Origin of the sequence: Pseudomonas sp. NPDC096917, assembly GCF_044762555.1 — a bacterium.
In the GTDB taxonomy this organism is placed as follows: domain Bacteria; phylum Pseudomonadota; class Gammaproteobacteria; order Pseudomonadales; family Pseudomonadaceae; genus Aquipseudomonas.
In genome coordinates this window covers 26,587-44,221 of the sequence record NZ_JBIWEO010000010.1, presented here as the reverse complement: position 1 = coordinate 44,221, position 17,635 = coordinate 26,587, and the positions used below count along the sequence as shown (strand labels likewise).

The 17,635-nt window shown below is 53.6% G+C and carries 13 protein-coding genes and 4 pseudogenes; 9 read left to right on the top strand and 8 right to left on the bottom strand.

Annotation, left to right across the window (positions count from 1 at the left end):
* The first annotated feature begins 125 nt into the window (after positions 1 to 125).
* Both ACIQYF_RS13270 and ACIQYF_RS13265 read left to right on the top strand, forming a co-directional pair.
* On the top strand, positions 126 to 1,349 hold the full coding sequence (locus tag ACIQYF_RS13270; RefSeq protein ID WP_402862083.1) for a multidrug effflux MFS transporter: 1,224 nt from the start codon (positions 126 to 128) through the stop codon (positions 1,347 to 1,349).
* Positions 1,350 to 1,593: 244 nt separating this feature from the next.
* Positions 1,594 to 2,051: pseudogene (locus tag ACIQYF_RS13265) on the top strand (transposase); the annotation flags it as partial.
* A 33-nt stretch (positions 2,052 to 2,084) separates the two neighbouring features.
* Here the strand turns inward: ACIQYF_RS13265 and ACIQYF_RS13260 are convergent.
* A pseudogene (locus ACIQYF_RS13260) lies at positions 2,085 to 2,201 on the bottom strand (IS3 family transposase); the annotation flags it as partial.
* A gap of 211 nt (positions 2,202 to 2,412) precedes the next feature.
* Here ACIQYF_RS13260 and ACIQYF_RS13255 point away from each other — a divergent pair.
* The gene (locus tag ACIQYF_RS13255; RefSeq protein WP_402862080.1) at positions 2,413 to 3,195 is read left to right on the top strand and encodes an enoyl-CoA hydratase-related protein; all 783 of its coding nucleotides are present in this window, start codon (positions 2,413 to 2,415) and stop codon (positions 3,193 to 3,195) included.
* Positions 3,192 to 4,373, top strand: coding sequence for an acetyl-CoA C-acyltransferase family protein (locus ACIQYF_RS13250; protein ID WP_402862077.1), 1,182 nt, complete (start codon positions 3,192 to 3,194; stop codon positions 4,371 to 4,373). The genes ACIQYF_RS13255 and ACIQYF_RS13250 overlap by 4 nt, the downstream gene beginning before the upstream one ends.
* A 59-nt stretch (positions 4,374 to 4,432) precedes the next feature.
* On the opposite strand, the gene ACIQYF_RS13245 is transcribed toward ACIQYF_RS13250, so the two are convergent.
* Positions 4,433 to 5,035: a TetR/AcrR family transcriptional regulator gene (locus tag ACIQYF_RS13245; RefSeq protein ID WP_402862074.1), complete on the bottom strand. Its 603-nt coding sequence runs from the start codon at positions 5,033 to 5,035 to the stop codon at positions 4,433 to 4,435.
* The gene (locus ACIQYF_RS13240) at positions 5,022 to 5,873 is read right to left on the bottom strand and encodes a 3-hydroxybutyryl-CoA dehydrogenase (RefSeq protein ID WP_402862071.1); all 852 of its coding nucleotides are present in this window, start codon (positions 5,871 to 5,873) and stop codon (positions 5,022 to 5,024) included. Before ACIQYF_RS13240 ends, ACIQYF_RS13245 begins: the two co-directional genes overlap by 14 nt.
* 167 nt (positions 5,874 to 6,040) lie before the next feature.
* Here ACIQYF_RS13240 and ACIQYF_RS13235 point away from each other — a divergent pair, with 167 nt between their 5' ends.
* Positions 6,041 to 7,048 (top strand): AraC family transcriptional regulator ligand-binding domain-containing protein, encoded by a 1,008-nt coding sequence (locus ACIQYF_RS13235; protein ID WP_402862068.1) that lies wholly within the window; start codon positions 6,041 to 6,043, stop codon positions 7,046 to 7,048.
* A 164-nt stretch (positions 7,049 to 7,212) separates the two neighbouring features.
* A complete protein-coding gene (locus ACIQYF_RS13230) occupies positions 7,213 to 7,596 on the top strand; it encodes a hypothetical protein (RefSeq protein ID WP_402862065.1) in 384 nt (127 codons plus the stop codon).
* A gap of 38 nt (positions 7,597 to 7,634) precedes the next feature.
* Here ACIQYF_RS13230 and ACIQYF_RS13225 read toward each other — a convergent pair whose 3' ends face one another.
* The 3 genes and pseudogenes from ACIQYF_RS13225 to ACIQYF_RS13215 all read right to left on the bottom strand — a co-directional run.
* Positions 7,635 to 8,246 carry a TetR/AcrR family transcriptional regulator gene (locus tag ACIQYF_RS13225; RefSeq protein ID WP_402862062.1) on the bottom strand — a complete coding sequence of 204 codons (612 nt, stop codon included), beginning with the start codon at positions 8,244 to 8,246 and terminating at the stop codon, positions 7,635 to 7,637.
* A gap of 904 nt (positions 8,247 to 9,150) precedes the next feature.
* Positions 9,151 to 10,437 carry an OprD family porin gene (locus ACIQYF_RS13220; RefSeq protein WP_402862059.1) on the bottom strand — a complete coding sequence of 429 codons (1,287 nt, stop codon included), beginning with the start codon at positions 10,435 to 10,437 and terminating at the stop codon, positions 9,151 to 9,153.
* A 1,144-nt stretch (positions 10,438 to 11,581) separates the two neighbouring features.
* Positions 11,582 to 11,659: pseudogene (locus ACIQYF_RS13215) on the bottom strand (MBL fold metallo-hydrolase); the annotation flags it as partial.
* A 265-nt stretch (positions 11,660 to 11,924) separates the two neighbouring features.
* On the opposite strand from ACIQYF_RS13215, the gene ACIQYF_RS13210 reads away from it, so the two are divergent.
* Complete coding sequence (locus ACIQYF_RS13210) at positions 11,925 to 13,028, top strand: IS5 family transposase (RefSeq protein WP_402862056.1); 1,104 nt, start codon at positions 11,925 to 11,927, stop codon at positions 13,026 to 13,028.
* 1,945 nt (positions 13,029 to 14,973) lie between these two features.
* Here ACIQYF_RS13210 and ACIQYF_RS13205 read toward each other — a convergent pair.
* Both ACIQYF_RS13205 and ACIQYF_RS13200 read right to left on the bottom strand, forming a co-directional pair.
* Positions 14,974 to 15,183 carry a hypothetical protein gene (locus ACIQYF_RS13205; RefSeq protein WP_402862053.1) on the bottom strand — a complete coding sequence of 70 codons (210 nt, stop codon included), beginning with the start codon at positions 15,181 to 15,183 and terminating at the stop codon, positions 14,974 to 14,976.
* Positions 15,173 to 15,475 carry a hypothetical protein gene (locus tag ACIQYF_RS13200; RefSeq protein WP_402862050.1) on the bottom strand — a complete coding sequence of 101 codons (303 nt, stop codon included), beginning with the start codon at positions 15,473 to 15,475 and terminating at the stop codon, positions 15,173 to 15,175. The genes ACIQYF_RS13205 and ACIQYF_RS13200 overlap by 11 nt, the downstream gene beginning before the upstream one ends.
* 229 nt (positions 15,476 to 15,704) lie before the next feature.
* Here ACIQYF_RS13200 and ACIQYF_RS13195 point away from each other — a divergent pair.
* Positions 15,705 to 15,890, top strand: a pseudogene (locus ACIQYF_RS13195) (electron transfer flavoprotein subunit beta/FixA family protein); the annotation flags it as partial.
* Positions 15,891 to 16,365: 475 nt separating this feature from the next.
* Entirely contained in the window at positions 16,366 to 17,469 is a 1,104-nt protein-coding gene (locus ACIQYF_RS13190; protein WP_402862047.1) for an acyl-CoA dehydrogenase family protein, read from the top strand.
* Positions 17,470 to 17,635: the final 166 nt, after the last annotated feature.

Genomic DNA, 17,635 nt, shown 5'->3' with positions numbered 1-17,635 from the left:
TCGAAGACTTGAGCTACCCGAACGGCCGGAATAAAAATTTCGCTGCACAACCTGAAATTACGATCTTCCTCCACAAGTTGGGATCGGTCTCAATTACCTTCATCCCCTTCTGCCTGGAGCACTGAATGACCAAAACGGCTGACCGCAAATTCAAGGCTAAATGCCCTGCACCGTCAAATCCGCTCAACCAAGCACCGTTGTGGCTGCTTGCACTCATCACATTTAGTGGCACGGTGGCGATGCACATGTTTGTGCCCGCCTTACCTGCTGCTGCACATGATTTTCAAGTGAGTCCAGGTCATGTTCAACTAACTCTGAGCGCTTACATCATTGGTTTGGCTCTAGGCCAATTATTTTATGGCCCAGTATCCGACCGCTTTGGTCGAAAAAAAGTCCTGCAGTGCGGTGTTATGCTGTTTATCTTAGGCAGTGTCGGTGCATGGATTGCGAGTTCAATTCAGATGCTTATCGCAGCTCGACTAGTACAAGCTTTAGGAGGTTGCTCGGGACTAGTGCTGGGGAAAGCGATCATCCTTGATAACTTCAAAGGGGCAAGAGCCACACAGCGCTTAGCCCTGCTGAGTCTCATTGTAATGATAGGTCCCGGCCTTGCACCGTTGATTGGTATGACCCTAGTAAAACTTGACGGATGGCGCTCAATCTTTGCATTCCTTTCATTATTCGGCATCTCCAGCCTCATTTTGATTTGGCGTATGCTACCCGAGAGCAGCATTAGTCAGAGGCAGTCGGCTCAAACCGTAATATTCAATTATGCGACGCTTCTCAAGTCACCACGGTTTTGGGGGTTTTCACTCGGTGGGAGTTTGGCAACCACCCCCCTGTATGCCTATATAGTCGCAGCGCCATTTATATTTATCCGTGACCTACACACCTCTGAAAGTGAGATGGCTCTCTTTCTAGCACTGAACATTTTCGGGGCATGGATCGGAAATATACTCGTGAGTCGGTGGATTTTTCGTGTAACGGCTAAGCGCTTGTTGCAATGGGGAATTGGTATCAGCTTTATAGCCGTCATAGCCTTGTGCGTGTATTCCCTCTTAGGAGGTTTGAGCAAATACACACTGGTAGGAATGATGATGATCTTCACACTTGGCGCAGGAATAGTTTCCCCAGTGGCTATGTCCGAAGCCCTGAGCGTCAACCCAAAGGTCGCTGGATCATCATCAGGGATATACGGTTTTCTTCAGATGAGTGTAGGCGCTCTTGCGAGCTATTCAGCCACATTGGGCGAAAAGCCTCTGGTAATGGTGGTCATTGTGTTACTTACCTGCTTGCTGCTCGCTCAACTGTGTCTTTGCATGGCGTACCGTACAAAGTCGAGTGCATAGAAGATCGTTTACTGCTCAACCCCCACGAAAAATATTATTCCTATCGGATGACCGATACTTAAGTCTAACTCGCCCGTAAGCTTGAGTCGTGTGTCGGCGTCAATGTCATGACACATCCCGAAAATTTGTAAGCGCTCCATGAACCCCACATTCACCGACGCCGCGTAATCCCGGATTCTGTGCTCCCGATTTCTTTCCGGAGCCAACACCTCATGATGCGTCCTGACGCAAAAGTCGAAATAGCATCGAATGCGACCTCAAGAGCTACGGTGACGCTAAACGTAAAGTTGGTCGTCACGAACACAGTTTGCCGATACTTGCCCAGTTGAAAAGCTGGATCGAAAGGGCGCAGCCACAGGTCACCGCTCAAAACGCCCTGGCAAAGCCATCAGTTATCTCGCAAGCAACTGGAGTAAATTGGGGCGATACGTCGAGGAAGGCTATTTACCACTCGACAACAACGCCTCTGAAAGCGCGATCCGCCCCTTCGTGATCAGAAGAAAGAACTGGCTGTTTAGCGTCACGCCTAAAGGCGCAACGGCCAGTGCTCAACTTTACAGCCTGGTCGAGACTGCCAAAGCCAACGGCCAAGAACCCTATACGTGGCTGCGCCACGCACTGGAACGCTTGCCGGTGGCTTCATCAGTTGATGATTACGAAGCCTTGTTGCCGTGGAACTGCTCCCCGCCGTCGCCTAGATAGGCGCGTTACCAATCTTGGAGTCGGAGGGGTTTATGGAGCGCTTACGTTGAAGCGAGGCATCAAAAAGTGGCTGATATCGCGCTGTGCGTCCTGCGCCGTTCGATAGCCCAACATCGGTGTCCATTCTGTTGAGTTCAGCGGAAAAACACGACATCGCTTGGTTATCTGCCCCCGACTGGGCGAGCCTTTTCGCCTGAATGTGTGTCCGGGTTTATTCGCGCACTTGCACCACGCACCTGATGCGGCAGCGGCGTGAGCGCGACATGGTAAAAAACAGCAGCCGGATTGACGGGTTTTGTCATAGCTCCAGCGCGGGTCGGGCGCTTAGAGTACCGCCTATACACATGCCCCAGGCTTTACCATGACCGAGCTGATCAAACAACACCTCGACGAAGGCGTATTGACACTCACGTTTGACCGCCCCGACAAACTGAACGCGTTAAACAACCGCATGTACACCCAGTTGGCCAACCTGTTGCTGGCCGCGGACGACAACGATGACGCCGGGGTGATTATCCTCAGTGGGGGTGCTTCTTGTTTCACGAGTGGTAACGATCTGTCGGACTTTCTGGCGTATCCGCCCACGCATTTATCCGCCCCTGCGTTTCACCTGATGCACGTGGTCATTCACCTTAAAAAGCCATTGATTGCTGCGGTTTGCGGGCCAGCCATCGGTATTGGCACCACGCTGCTGCTGCATTGCGATCAAGTGTTCGTCACGCAAAACGCCAAGCTGCGCATGCCCTTCGTGAACCTCGGTTTGTGTCCGGAGTTCGGCGCGAGCCTGTTACTGCCCAAGCTGCTCGGTCATGCCCGCGCTGCACGTTTGCTGCTGTGGGGCGACAGCCTCGAGGGGGCAGCGGCGGTCGCCTGTGGTTTGGCCAATGAAGTGTTTGACGACGGGGCAACATGCCTCGCGGCTGCGCGACACATGGCCCTGCGCCTGTTGGCCATGCCGCAGGACGCGCTTCGCCAGACTCGACAACTGCTTAAACAGCCGTTGATGGAAGAACTGCAAGCCACGATTCGCCAAGAAAACCTGTTGTTCATCAAACGTTTGAACAGCCCTGAAGCGCAAGCAGCGTTGAACGCCATCGTTAATCGCCGAGCGGACACTAGCTCACCCAGAGGAAAGCCGTCATGAACACCCCAGAAGTTTTCGTAGTCAGCGCCGCACGTACCGCCATCGGCACCTTTGGCGGTTCGCTCAAGGACGTACCCTTGGCTGACCTGGCGACCACGGCTGTCAAGGCTGCCATTGACCGTAGCGGCGTAGACCCGGCGCAAATCGGGCACCTAGTGATGGGCAACGTCATCCCGACCGAACCAAGTGATGCTTATATTTCCCGGGTGGCTGCGATGAATGCCGGTATGGCGAAAGAGGCTCCGGCCTTCAACGTCAATCGCCTGTGCGGCTCGGGCTTGCAAGCGATCATCAGCGCGGCCCAGACCTTGTGGTCAGGTGACGCGGACTTCGCCATCGGTGCGGGTGCCGAGTCCATGAGTCGTGGTCCGTACCTGATGCCCTCCGCTCGTTGGGGCTCACGCATGGGTAACGCCCAGGTGGTCGATTACACGCTCGGCATCCTGCACGACCCATTCCACGGCATCCACATGGGCATCACCGCCGAAAACGTAGCCGAGCAATACGGGATAACTCGCGCCATGCAGGATGCCCTCGCTTACGAAGATCAAAAGCGCGCGGCCTTTGCGATTGCCAATGGCTACTTCAGCGAGCAAATTGCCGCTGTCAAAGTGCGAGAGCGCCATGAAACCAAAATGTTCAGTGTGGACGAACACCCTCGTGTCACGTCGCTGGAAAAGCTCGCGCAGATGAAGCCGGCGTTCAAGAGGGACGGTTCGGTTACCGCGGGTAATGCTTCGGGCCTTAACGACGGTGCTGCGGCGTTGGCCATGGCCACCGGCAGCGCGGTTCAAAGCAGCAACCTGCGACCACTGGCGCGGCTGGTGAGCTACGCCCACGCCGGGGTCGAGCCTCAACTGATGGGGCTGGGGCCGGTACCGGCGACGCGCTTGGCACTTAAACGCGCAGGTTTGACCGTGAACGACCTGGACGTGATTGAAGCCAACATCGCTTTTGCTGCTCAGGCTTGCGCCGTCAGCCAGGCACTTGAGTTCGACCCGGCCAAGGTCAACCCTAACGGCTCGGGCATCTCCCTGGGCCATCCGGTCGGCGCAACCGGAGCAATTATTGCGACAAAAGCCATTCACGAACTGCACCGCACGGGCGGCCGTTATGCATTGGTGACGATGTGTATTGGGGGTGGGCAGGGGATTGCGGCGATTTTCGAGCGCGTTTGACGCCCTTGGCGTGATCGACAACGCCGGGTGCACTCATATGACTTGAGTTGCACCCGGCTTCAAGCCGCTGCTTTAGGCACAGGTGACCGAAGTAAACGTTCGATTGCGCCGCCCACCAGGTTGCTCAGCAACTCTTCACGCATACGGTCATCAAGCGAATGTTGCGCCAACCATCCGGGCGCACAGTTCAGCAAGTGGGCGATGGCGTGTCCGACGGCACGTCGCGTCGGGTCGCCGACACCCGCTTGCACGGCCAGTATCAGCAGCAATCGATTTTCATACTGTTCACGGAGCTGCCGTACGCGCTCCTGTTGCTGTGTATCCAGGCAACCGCTGTCACGCTCCACCAGGCGAAAATGCCAGGGCATTTCCTGGTGCAATTGTAGGTGCGCGTGAATCAGGGTGTCGAGCCTGTTGCGCTTCACCGAAGCCTTGCGCTCCACCCGATCCAATGCGCACAGCAATTCCTCGTAGAACTCTTCAATCAGGTCGAGCAGCAAATGCTGTTTGCTTGGGTAGTGGTGATACAGCGAGCCCGGCGAAAGCCCCAGGCACGTCGCCAGTTCGCGCATGCCGACCTGACCAAAACCTTTGCTGGCAAAAAGTTCCAGCACCGTGTTCCGGTACCCGACAAAACGGGCACACCGCTCACGCATAGGCATGGAAACCCCTTCCTGTTTTACGTCCAAGGTACCCGGCAGCGACCATTTCCTTGAGTAGCGGTGCAGGACGGTACTTGCTGTCGTTAAAGCCCTCGTAGAACGCTTCAAGGATCGCCAGCACGGTGTCTAGCCCGATCAGATCCGCCAGCGCCAGTGGGCCGATCGGCTGGTTGCAACCCAACTGCATGCCCGCATCAATATCTTCGGTACTGGCGAGCCCTTCCTGCAAGACCAGAATGGCCTCATTGATCATCGGCACCAGAATTCGGTTGACCACAAAGCCTGGACGGTTGCCAGCGGTGATTGCGGTCTTGCCAAGGACGGTCGCCATTTCCAGCGCCTGTGCGTGGGTCGCGTCACTAGTTTGCAGCCCACGTATTACTTCGATCAGGCCCATCACCGGCACCGGATTGAAAAAGTGCAGGCCAATGAAACGTTCGGGATGACTAACGCTGGCGGCGAGCTGGGTGATGGACAGCGACGATGTGTTGGAGGCGATGACGCAGTCGACATTGACCTGCTTGTCGATCTGTTGCAGCAGGCGCACTTTCAGGTCAAGGTTTTCAGTCGCAGCCTCGATCACCAGTTGCATTTTTTGCAGGCTGCTGTAGTCGGTGCTGGTGTGAATTCTGCCGAGGGCGGCCAGCTTGTTCTGCTCGGTCAGGGCCTGCTTGGCAATCTGTCTATCGAGATGTTTGCTGATCGTGCCGATGGCTTTGTTCAAGGCGGTTTCGGTGATGTCGAGCAGCGTCACGTTGAAACCGGCCAGTGCGCAGACTTGCGCAATGCCGTTGCCCATGGTGCCCGCGCCGATCACGCCGATGGAATGCAGGTTCATGTTCTCGTCCTCGTCCTTTCCATTGGTTGTGGTACCTTGGCTGCCGTAACAGCCGAGCACCTATCACTGCCGCGAGTCTAGAACCGGCAGAACGGTTGCCCTATGCCGGAACTGTTCAAAGGTGCTGGTATTTTTTGCCATTCGGGTGACAGGAGCGGCGCATTCACATGCGAGAAAAGGACTCAGTGGCCGCCTACTTCGTCCAGGCAATGGTTTACAAGATGGACAACGATCCGTCGCGCCAGCGCGCGATTCTGGAGCGGGCAGGAATCAATGCGGACGTGCTCGACCAACCCACGGTGCGGGTTCCGGCGAGTGCTTTTGCCGCACTCTGGCTGATCCAGATCCGCGAACTCAACGATGAGTTTTTCAGGCTGGATTCCCATGGTATGCCGCCCGGCAGTTTTGCCCTGATCTGCCGGGCCTTGATTCAGGAGCCGGACCTGCACAGAGCGATGCGCCAGTGCCTGGTTAACTTCGGGCTATTCCTGCGCGACTTTCAGGGTACGTTGACCCTGCGTGGCAAACGAGCCGTCATCTCACTGAAGACCAGCGCGCAAAACGATGTATGCGCCCGATTCGGCGAAGAAACATTTCTGATATTGATGATCAGTCTGCTGTGCTGGCTGGGCGGTCGACGTATCGTCATCGACCGTGCGGACTTTAGCCATGAGCGTCTCTCTCTCAGTGATGACCGGCTGCTGTGGGGGGCGAACCTGACCTTGGGTGCCGAACGTACCGAAATTGAATTTGCTAGCCACTATTTGCGCCTGCCGGTCGTCCAGGACCTGGCCTCGTTGAAAGTGTTTCTGCGTACCGCGCCGCAATGGCTGGTGATCCGCTTTCGCAACCAGTATGGCTTAGCGTCGCACGTTCATCAGCGCCTGCGCAAAAGCCACTATAGCCAATGGCCCACCTTGCAGGCTTTCGCTCTGGAGCAACATCTGAGCCCCAGTACTTTTCGCCGAAAACTGGAGCGCGAAGGCTGTTCGTATCAGGAAATCAAGGATGAAGTGCGGCGCGGGGTTGCGTTTGAGCAGCTACGCATGAGCAATGCCAGCATCGGCGAGATTGCCGAGCAACTGGGTTTTATGGAGCCGAGTGCCTTTCATCGGGCCTTTAAGAAGTGGACGGGGGAGAGCCCGGGGAAGTATCGGTCGCGGTTCCAGAGGTAATGGGCTAAATCAGCTGACTGATCAACGCGCTCAAGCATCAGCGGCCGAACATGTTCTTTCTATTGTTTGGCCCTAGGTCCTGTCGAATTCAGCCTGCAAAGTTTCCCGGAGCATGGCCAAAGGATTGGCAGCGCCTACTATCCGGTGCCAACGGTTGAACAAATATGGAACTGGAAAGCCAATATTTTAGCGGATTTAGCAATTATAAAGATAAAATTGCGGCTGCCAAAATACATGTGCTAGCAAAGGGGGAGCTTATACCGACTAGCCGTGAGGGTGCGAGGCTTTCAACCGCTGGAACGGCGGTGTCTACGAAACTAGGCGCGATTCATCATGAGGTGCTGGCTCCAGAAAGAGATCGGGAGCACAGTACCGGACATCAGTTCACGATTTTAAATGTGGGGTTTGTGGAGCGCTTACGAAAGTTTTCGCCATCTCAGCATTATTTCCAAGATTCAAGCTACATGTCGTTCGCAATTTGGATGATTGACCCATTCGGGCACGATCGCAGTGGATGGATGTCGCCGATTGCTGCAGGATCGGTGTAGTTGACTGTAGCTGTTAAAGAGCGCAATCCGCTTGGATTCTAATGCCTCCTATTGTGAAATTTTAGCAGCCTGCCAATGGCCCCGTTCAGCATGCAACTCAAGAGTTCGCGACGTGTCTTTACAGCTGTGAGTTCGTGGTTGATCCACTCAGGTGCGCTAATAAGCACTTGGATAATGGCAGAAGCGATGATATTTGACCCAGCCTGCTGCTCAGCATTTTTCAAGCCAAGAATTCCACAAACACTGTCGTAGTACTGAGCGCTCAAGCGCTGTAGGTCATCGCGATGCTCTTGTTCAAGCAACTGGGCGTCTCTTAATGCAATCTTGAAATGGAAAGGTCGCATGACATATAGGTCCAGATGAGCGCTCACAATAAAATCAATGGGGTCTGCAGGGATTGGCTCTGGTTGGGAAAGTCTACTAGTCAGGTCCTCGTAAAGCTCTTCAATAAAATCAAACAGTAAATGCTGCTTACTGGGGTAATGGTGATAAATCGCGCCTGGAGTTACGCGTAGATGTGAGGCAAGCTCTCGCATGCTAACCTGCCCAAAGCCCCTGGTGGCGTATAATTCCAAGATGCTTTGACGTTGTACTTCACGCTTAATATACTGATCGGCGTCAGGGGCACATGAATTGGAAGGTATTCTCATTGTACTCGTGCACTTCATAAGAGCGATCCTAGAATGACGTCACCGCGTAGTTAAGCGTTCACGATGAATTAATTCGACGAAATTTTAGAAATTGACCTGCAGCACATTATGATTAATTTCATGTATCGCTATCCATTGTGCTCAACGGGTCTGGTGATTCCTGCCACTCGCAGTTAAATGCCCTGAATTGGCCATTTCCGATTTTGACCCTATCAATTGGTTAAGCAACGAAGTCGCGATCCAAACTATGCATGCGGTCAGGTTCAAGTAGCTGGATCCAGACCAGTACAAAGGACTATGGCCCGGCCACCTACAATTATCATTACTGTCACCGCTAACACACGATTGCGACGATACGCTACGAGCATTTCCTCGGTGAACACAGAGGTCGCCCATCTCCCTCAAAGCCTTGTGCATACTTTCATCTACTTCGTTCGTTTCGTTATAGTGTGGGCCATACTTGTGCAAGTCGATAACAACTTTATGTGTCGACGCCGGCATAGCCAGCTAGTCATTAGAAAATTTAAAGTTCATGGATCTACTTTTTGAATACTTGGTGAATGGGTAGGTCCTACGAAAGCCGATGAAAGCATGCCGATCAGATCCAACGCGAAAGCTCTCCGCTGTCTCTCGCGTCGATCTATAGGTATTCACAGGCGCGCAAGAGTCAGCGATAGCGGCGCCAGTAACATCACTGGCGCTTTAGCTTGTCATCTCACACCTTACTTGTGATATGTACAATAGTGATCGCAATCTGGCTCAGTGGTTCGCGGGAAGTCCGCAGGATCAACGCCGCGATTCCAGGGTGGATCGAATGCTGGGGCGGTTGGCTATATATGCATAGGCTCCTTAAGCCGCCAGCCGTAAACTTAACCAGGGCCGTCCGCATCGATTCTCATATTAGCTAGAACTCGAAGGTGTAGCCCACGATAACTCGGTTTTGGTCCGACGGAGCAGTGAAGTTCGAGTGCATGGTTGAGTTACGCCAACGCAGTGATACATTCTTAAAAGTGCCTGCCTGGATAACGTAGCTGAGGTCCGTTGTCCGCTCCCATTCTTCACCCTTCCCGCCTGAAGCCCGCAAGGCTCCAGCCTTGGCACCGCTGATATTCGTGGGATCTATCTGGTCACCCGTCACATAACGCGCATTGAAGGTCAGTCCAGGAACGCCAAGAGCGGCGAAATTATAGTCATAACGCATCATCCACACTCGTTCATGTGCCAATGCGAACGAACTTTGTTGTTGCTCGCTGAACAAATAGGTATCAGTGCCGCCAACGTAGGTATAAGCCGTATCCCCGCTTACTTTCTGGTAGCCACCACTCAAGATGTGACCCTTGATCGAGTAACCAAAGTTTGTGCTCAGAGTCCGGTTGTCGACCTTGCCAAGCAAATTTCGGCCTTGCTCCTTGGCGGAAAAGTAACGCCACTCAGTGAACGCCTCACCCGGTCCCACTCCGATTTTATATTTGAACCCGGCAAAATCCCGTTGAAATAGATTCTCAAGCTGACTAGTGTGCAAGCTCAGCGTCAGATCTTTCAGCGGCTGATAGTCAACACCCACGTAGTACAACTGATCGCTGTTGACCGTTGTGGAGTAAGCGCCCTGCTGTGCCGTAGCCGTCAACTTTTCAGAATTGGTGGAGTCACGTAACTTAGTGGAGTTGACCTCCAGGACTGTAATGGTAAATTTATCCAAATCCTTGCTCACCACTTGAGCGCCGTTGAACCACTGCGGGAATAACCGACTGTAGTTGGACGCCAGCAACGGCAGCACAGGGCTAAGACCACCTACTCGAGCCTCCGTTTCCGATAGTTTGGCCTTCAATGTGACAACGGCTTTTGAATACTCATCAACAGCGCGCTTGTCCGCTCCGCGTGGCAACAGTCCGGTTCCGGAATGGTCCGGAGTAGAGTCCAGTTTGATGCCGAACATACCCACCGCATCCAGACCAAAACCTATAGGGCCTGGTGTAAAACCGGACTGTAACTTTAACATTAAACCTTGGGCCCACTCTTCACGCCGGGACTGAGTTGCAGTATCACCGTGAAAATCGTGATCAAAATAAAAGTTACGTAACTCTAGACCTCCCTTCCCGTCGGCCAAAAAACTGGCTTGAGCCGCCGATTGAAATACACAGCAGAGCACAGCGAGCATCAGCGATGCTCGCAGAGTATTAATTGTTGTCATGTTTCAGCCTTTATTATTCTCGTTATCAGGTATGAAGTTCGATTCAATTTTCGTTAGAATTTTGGATCTATGACGTAGCGCGCGAACAAGAAACAAGCGATAAAAATCAGCGGTGCAATGGATAAAAAGCCCTGCAGAAGTGATTATCATTGGACTACGTCAACCGGACTTACGTTTCATCATCGTCCCGAAAAATAGATAGAGACCAACTTAGTCTCGCCCAGATTTTTATTTTCTTAGACTTCTCGCCGGCGGAGGTTCGCCACATTGCGTGTTGCCTTGGCATACAGCAGGCCGCCTAAGGCAAACAGTCCGCCGAATATATATGCCGATGCTCATGCTGCCCATGTGCTTTGTCTGCATCGAGATGCTGAGCAGCGCTCGTAGCACTTTCTTCGGTATATTTTTCTATTGAAACCATAGTTGTATCCTTGTAATTGTTTTCGATGGTTTGTATAAGTCGCCTATCTAAAAGGGGCACGCATTTCGTGACTACAAGTCGAGGTAAGTCCGGTAGGACGCTCTTGGCTCTTTGATTTTTTCCGACCCAGAAACAAATAATTTCTGAAAATTAGCCGGCGAATGTACTTGCAGTGAATCGTGGAGCGGGTGCATCTAGCGCATGAGAAAATTTACCTTGTTCTCCTTTTTTACTTTCGCCTTTGCATGTTGACCAACGGCAAAAGCGAGAATTCCGGGACTAGATGAACCGTGCGGTGCGGTGAGCTAACCTAGGGATGCTGCTAGCTCTGACAGTCGCAAATTGATCATAGATCCAAAGAAATAAGATGAAAGATGGGCGTCCACTATGCGGACACCGGCAAGCCTTACGAAAGCTGCTGGTGCATAGAATTTTGCTTGCTTAGCTACGCTACGAATTGTTCGTACTGATCTGCATCATTCGGAGCGCGCTTGCAGACCAAGTAGCCAAGGCCTCTCATTCCGGGTGGAAGAGCCTAAGGTTAGCCGCGTAGCCCCTTACGTGACTTCTCTCATTGCCCTCGCACGCGACGCGCCCTAGCCGTGTGGCGATCTTTCCTTTCCGCTCGCGGCGAAGGCCTAACCAGCCTGAATACGGCACACCGGCCACCAACCTCTAGTTACCGGCTATAGGGTAAAGCCTATAGTCCCGGATGCTGTAGCGACCGGGGATGAGGTCGTTACACTGCAACGGGCCGACGGGGAAAGTTTCTCGTATTAGCGCGGGCTTTGCGGCTTCCATGGATGTTCCTGTAAAGTTAATGGCACATTTTTGGCACAGTACGAAAAGCGATGGTGACTTTTAGAAAGAAAGGCCCCAACAGACACGCGCATTCAATACCCAGCTAGAAGCAAAAACCTGGGCGACCATGATAGAACGGGAAATGGATGCCGGCGTCTTCGTCACCCGCGACGAAGCTGAAGTAACATCCTTCTCCAGCTCCCTAGAGGGTGTAGACAAAATAAACTAAACTCAGTGCTCCTTCTGCCTGGATGGCCATGAAGTCATGTCTCGAACCGGACGCCCTCTCGCGATTGCCGCTGAGCAGTACCCACTGCTGGTCAAGCTTGCACACGCTCACCCCTTCTCCAGCCAAGCTGAATTAGCCGATGCATTCCGCGCGGCAACGGGCATCACCGCTCATCCCGACACATTTGCAAAGGCTTTGAAACTCGCTGGAATTACACGCGTGAAGCAGCGTGCAAAAGGCAGCTTTGTTTCAGCCGAACCTCGCAAGTCCTATGGCTACAATGAAGCACACCGACGCCAGTTGCCGGAGCAGCGATATCCCAGCTGCCTGACTGATGCTGAATGGGCGTTAGTCGCCGATCTGTTTGAAGCCCAGGGCGGCCGGGGTGTACCACCCCGTCACTCTCGACGGACGCTGCTCGAAGCCTGCTGCTATGTTGTGCGTACAGGATGCTCCTGGCGCATGCTGCCGCACGAGTTTCCTCACTGGGATAATGTCTACAAGACCTTCCGCCGGTGGAGTCTCCAGGGCAAATTCGAGCAAATGCATGATCGCTTACGCGCGCAATGGAGAGGTAGAGTAGATCGCGATGACGCTCCGTCAGCGGCTATCTTGGATTCGCAATCAACCCGCAGCTCTCCACAGGGAGGGGACAGTGGCTACGACGCTGGCAAGAAGGTGAAGGGGCGCAAACGAAGTCTGATAGTGGATACGTTGGGGCTGCTGTTGGCGGTTAGTATCAGTGCAGCAAGTGTGCAGGATCGGGACGCAGCGGACGCCGCCGTGGCGTACTCGAAGGAAAAATACCCGTCATTGAATACGCTGTTCGTTGACAGTGCATACGCTGGAAAATGGGCTCAACGCATGCATCAGACGCACGCGGTCGAGGTTCAAGTGATTCGGGGGCCAAACAACCGACGAACAGGTAAATGGCATTCAGAGCAAGGCGATATGTTTGCGGTAGCGCCTGCTCCGACCGGTTTTGTAGTGATGCCCAGGCGCTGGGTGGTGGAGCGGACTCATGCTTGGAACGAGAGGGCTCGACGACTGATCATGCACCATGATCGTCTGTTTGCTGTGAGCGAAGCCTGGGTGTGGCTGGCCGAGGCACGGATACTCGCACGCCGGCTCACGACTTGATTTTTTCTACACCCTCCTAGTGCTTTACGCCAAAAAGATAACATGCAAAAACGCAGCAGTGCATCCGAGCTGTCCCGTATCTAGGCTAGGCAACGTCATCCAGTGGCCCTTCGCTCGCTTGCCAGCATGCGCGGCTCTGATATGGCGAGTTACCGTGATAGTCGCCTCGAAGCGGGGCTGGCCCCCGCCACGGTTCGCCGAGAACTCGCATTGATCTCTCATGAATTCACCATCGCCCGAAAAGAGTGGCGTATGGAGTAGCTGACCAATCCGGTCGAACTCATCCGCCAACCAAGCGTTGACGACTCACGCGAGCGACGGATTCTCAGCGCCGATTTATGGACGCAAAAAAGCGGGAAGCTGCTGTACGAGTACATAGACGAGCTCGAAATGATTTGCCGGTGCTCTCGCTCGACCCAGCTACCCAAGATCATGACTTTCTCAGTAGAAACAGCGATGTTCCGCAGTGAAATAACTGGTTTGCAAAGCGCTAACGTCAATATAGAAAAGCGAGTTGCTCTGCTGCCGATTACTAAGAACGGCTCTCCCGGGGCGTCCCTCTCTCCAGCAAGGCAGTGGACATATTGAGTAACCTTGCTGAGCGAGAGGATGGTCGCTGTTTTCGGAGCAGACCCGACTCAATCACCAAAGCATTTGCGAATGCTGTCGCCGATGCACGCAGCTCCTACACGGAAGGTCTGTCCCTTCACTTCAAACACAAGAAACTCTCACAGGACAAGATAGACAAGCGCATTAAGGCTGATCCGTTCTTAATAGATTTGCGCTTCCACGATCTACGCCATGAGGCAACCTCGCATCTAGCGGAAATATTCCCGCTGCACGAACTGACCAAGATCACTGGCCATCAGTGATACGCGCATGCTCATGCGTTATTACCATCCCAGAACAGAGGATTTAGCTAAGGAGCTCTCTTAGCATTCGACTTGCTGTTTATTGTGAATAGATTGTGCCAACCGCCTAAATACTGGGTGCGCTACGTTTTCCTGCCACTACATTTTGTGTTGCGCAATAGTGAACGTTTCACTCACACTAAGCGTTCTCTGTGGGATTGCAAAACCGGCCATTAATCAGGCTTGCAACAAAAACCGCTCTACTAAGTCGGTTTTTTTGCCTGGAATTTGCGCTGACTGGTCCCCGCGCGCGTTGCAAGGGTTGTCTTATGTAAACGAATGAGGCAGAAAGCGTCTATCCCGCTTATGCGTCCAGCTCAGCCTGGCGGCTTGGTATGCTCGATCAAACACCAGATACAACCCTTCAATATCACCCTGATTCGGCGCGCGCACAGTTTCAACGCCCAAGGCAAAGCCCTCGGCGCGGTCCGCCGCGCGCCGCGTGTCATCCAGGGTGGGCGCGCTGTTGATCGCGCGCAGCAACTTGCTGGCCTAGACGTGTATCCCGGACAGCGGGCCAAAGGGTCGGCCGCGCTCATCGCGACACCTTCAGGGCGGCTGGGTCCGGCGGCAGCTCGCGCAGCAGATCGGCCAGCTCAAGCAACGGGTACTGGATTGAGGCGGCCGGTGTCCGGCAGCCCGACTTATGCCCGGAAAAACCTCTCGCCGCACCCTGAAAGGTTTGAACCTGTCCGCATTCACGACAGGTCAGCCAATCCGGTTTAACTCCCAGTAGCGCGACCAGGCTTTCAGGCGAGAGGCGACGCGATAGTTCAAGTCGTTACTGTCACGCTCGCTCGCGGTGTCGCCCAGGATGATCGTCATCAAGTGCTGTTCCTTTATACAGTGTGCAAGACAAAAGTCTTTTCGGACTGGATGTATTCACGCTTTATTGAGCAGCTGGACTAAGAACGGGAATTCTTTACAGCAGACCTCGTCAATTTGCTTGCGAACCCGATCATGAGTAGTGCGGGGTCATGGGTTGCGACTGTCAGGTAGTAATTCTGACCTTCTTGCTTGACAAAAACGATCCATTAACCGCTTAAGGCCTGCCTTTTGGCTAGCCGTCGTCGATTACCACTGATGACATAGTCAACAAGCGCGGGTACGTCTTCAGGGGTTAGATAACGTAACTCGCCGGCATCCTTTGCTTCTTGAATTTTCTTTTCAAAAAATGGAATGTCGCACTGGTTGAGACCTTTCTCCACGTTCATTGCCAAAGACGCTGCGTGCTCATAGCTCATCTTCAGCCTTGGCTATCAAAGCGTCATCGGCGAGAGGCTCAAGCAAGGCCTCGGCGATCTCGCCAAGCTTGCCCAGCGGATGGTCGCTATTTCCCAGCAGTTCGGCTGTAGCGGTCTTGTCGGCCTGCCCACGCTCGGCGGTAATGATCAGCCAACCCAGCGCTGAGGTATGCACCTCGCTAGTGGCAAGTCGGTTATTGACGTACTCATCAACTGCCAAGGCGAATTCCTCGGCGGTAACGCTTTGCTGAGGGCGCATGCGGCGCTGGAACGACACGCTATTGCCGCGCAACAGTTCTTCATGAGACTCGGTCAGGTTGGATACAGCGCATGCGGAATGACCACACTGTGGACGTAGGTCTACTCAGCCTTAATACCCCAGCGTAGAGTGGTGAGCGTCGCCATTCGAATGGGCTGGCTCATGACGACTCCCCCAGGATCGCGCGGTTGAAGTGCGCATTTCTATTTATATTGGGGCGTACATTGAAGAGCCGTGGAGTAATGTTACGGACAGCTTAAATATGCGAATCATTGTGGCAGTCAAGCGAGTGATAGATTACAACGTGAAGGTCCGAGTCAAGGCAGACGGCTCGGGCATCGGCATTGCGAATGTGAAAATGTCGATGAATCAGTTCGACTAAATCGCGGTTGAAGAAGCAGTGCGCTTGCGCGAAGCGGGCGTGGCGAAGGTGACAGCTGCAATTGCAACTATCGGCATTCTCGGTGGGCTTATCAGCTCAACCTCAATCGGATGGTTGAAAACTCATACGGGCAGCTTGAGCATCGGGATGTATATATTAGGCGTAATGTTCGCCTTAGGCGGCCTATTGTATGCCAGAACGACGCGCCATGTGGTGAACCTGCGGCCGAGCAAAGTCTAAGTAAGTAACTTAGTGACAGGCGTTTGTTATTAGGCATCCATAAGTTTGAAGTCTCAATCACTTTTATCCGGTCTCTATAGAGCAATGAATGACCACAATGGCTAGCTAGCAATATCAGCGCACCTCCACCTCAGACTCGCGCGCGCCTACGAATATCTATCGACCGCCGCAAAAGTCGGCGGAGAGGCTTTTTCGCAATATCTGATCGGTGAGCTTTCATCGATTTTTTACGATCAACCCATTCATCAAGTAAGCACGAGGTAGAACCATGGACTTTAGACTTTCTGACGACGCGCAGGTCATGCAGGCGTTGACGCATAAAGTGGTTAACGACTTGCTCAAGTATGAGCCGCACTTCCACGAGACTAACGAAGTGCACGAAGATGTGCACAAGACCTTGCGCGAGATGGGCTATTACGGGCTGTCTATCCCAGAGGAATTCGGTGGAACTCCTGTCGACAAAATAACGTTGGCACTGGTCCAGCTCGAGCTTGCGCGCCTACCGCCCCAGTTCTGGCCTTCAGTCCGTCAGGCCGTGGGCCCGGTTCCGGACCTGCTGCGTCTGTACGGCACACCGGAGCAACAGGACAAATGGCTGCCGCGAATCGCGGCAGGCGCTGCGGTCTGCTTGGCGCTGACCGAGCCGGACGCAGGATCGGACCTAGGAGCAATGCGGGCAACCGCTGTAAAAAAAGGTGATCGATGGGTGCTCAATGGCGCCAAAACATATATTTCAAACGCCGAACGTGGCGACGCGTTTCTGGTGTTTGCCAAAACGGACACGAGCAAAGGGCGCGATGGTGTGTCGGCTTTTTTCGTAGATCCAAAAACCTCCGGATTCAGCATTAGCAAGCCCATTCGCACAATGGGCTTCATGACTAACGGTGTTTACGGGCTGAGCTTCGACAACTGCGAGATCCCGTTGGAGAACATGCTTGGCGAGGAGAACAAGGGCTTTTATTACGCCGTCGCCGGGTTGAATGAAGCCCGCATCAATGTCGGCTGTGTTGCCCTGGGAGGCAGTCAGATTGCCCTCGAACATGCGCTTCAGTACTCCAAAGACCGTGTGACCTTCGGCCAGCCGCTGGCAAGCCATCAAGTGTTACAGCACATGCTGGCCGATATGGCGATGGAGCAGCATGCGGCTCGAACGCTGCTGCTGGACGCGGCATGGAGCTTGCAGAACGGCATTGATGTGCGCTTAAAGTGCTCGTACGCCAAGGTGTTCTGCTCTGAAGTTGCCAATCGCATCGCGGACAAGGCATTGCAAATTTTCGGAGGCGCCGGTTATATCAAGGGCATGGTGGTTGAACGCGTATACCGCGAGTCGAGGGTCACTCGGATTTTCGAGGGCGCGAATGAGATACAGCGCAACATGATCGCTAAGCAATTATTGAAAATTTAATTTCGCGTTCATTCGCGCGCGGCCGAAGTTGGCGACGAAGGCCCCTGTGACAGTGGGCACCAGGAATAAACCCGCTGCGGCTAAGGCTAAAGCGGTTTTTTTTCATTATGGAGTGATGCCGAAATCGCCACACCATATGAGCACAATAGATAACGAGACATAAAAT

What these genes read in the sequence shown, in the direction of transcription:
- ACIQYF_RS13240 (WP_402862071.1), bottom strand. Translation starts at nt 5,873, where the DNA reads ATGAACCTGCATTCCATCGGCGTGATCGGCGCGGGCACCATGGGCAAC.
- ACIQYF_RS13190 (WP_402862047.1), top strand. Translation starts at nt 16,366, where the DNA reads ATGCAGGCGTTGACGCATAAAGTGGTTAACGACTTGCTCAAGTATGAG.
- ACIQYF_RS13220 (WP_402862059.1), bottom strand. Translation starts at nt 10,437, where the DNA reads ATGACAACAATTAATACTCTGCGAGCATCGCTGATGCTCGCTGTGCTC.
- ACIQYF_RS13255 (WP_402862080.1), top strand. Translation starts at nt 2,413, where the DNA reads ATGACCGAGCTGATCAAACAACACCTCGACGAAGGCGTATTGACACTC.
- ACIQYF_RS13230 (WP_402862065.1), top strand. Translation starts at nt 7,213, where the DNA reads ATGGAACTGGAAAGCCAATATTTTAGCGGATTTAGCAATTATAAAGAT.
- ACIQYF_RS13270 (WP_402862083.1), top strand. Translation starts at nt 126, where the DNA reads ATGACCAAAACGGCTGACCGCAAATTCAAGGCTAAATGCCCTGCACCG.
- ACIQYF_RS13235 (WP_402862068.1), top strand. Translation starts at nt 6,041, where the DNA reads ATGCGAGAAAAGGACTCAGTGGCCGCCTACTTCGTCCAGGCAATGGTT.
- ACIQYF_RS13225 (WP_402862062.1), bottom strand. Translation starts at nt 8,246, where the DNA reads ATGAGAATACCTTCCAATTCATGTGCCCCTGACGCCGATCAGTATATT.
- ACIQYF_RS13205 (WP_402862053.1), bottom strand. Translation starts at nt 15,183, where the DNA reads ATGAGCTATGAGCACGCAGCGTCTTTGGCAATGAACGTGGAGAAAGGT.
- ACIQYF_RS13210 (WP_402862056.1), top strand. Translation starts at nt 11,925, where the DNA reads ATGTCTCGAACCGGACGCCCTCTCGCGATTGCCGCTGAGCAGTACCCA.
- ACIQYF_RS13250 (WP_402862077.1), top strand. Translation starts at nt 3,192, where the DNA reads ATGAACACCCCAGAAGTTTTCGTAGTCAGCGCCGCACGTACCGCCATC.
- ACIQYF_RS13245 (WP_402862074.1), bottom strand. Translation starts at nt 5,035, where the DNA reads ATGCCTATGCGTGAGCGGTGTGCCCGTTTTGTCGGGTACCGGAACACG.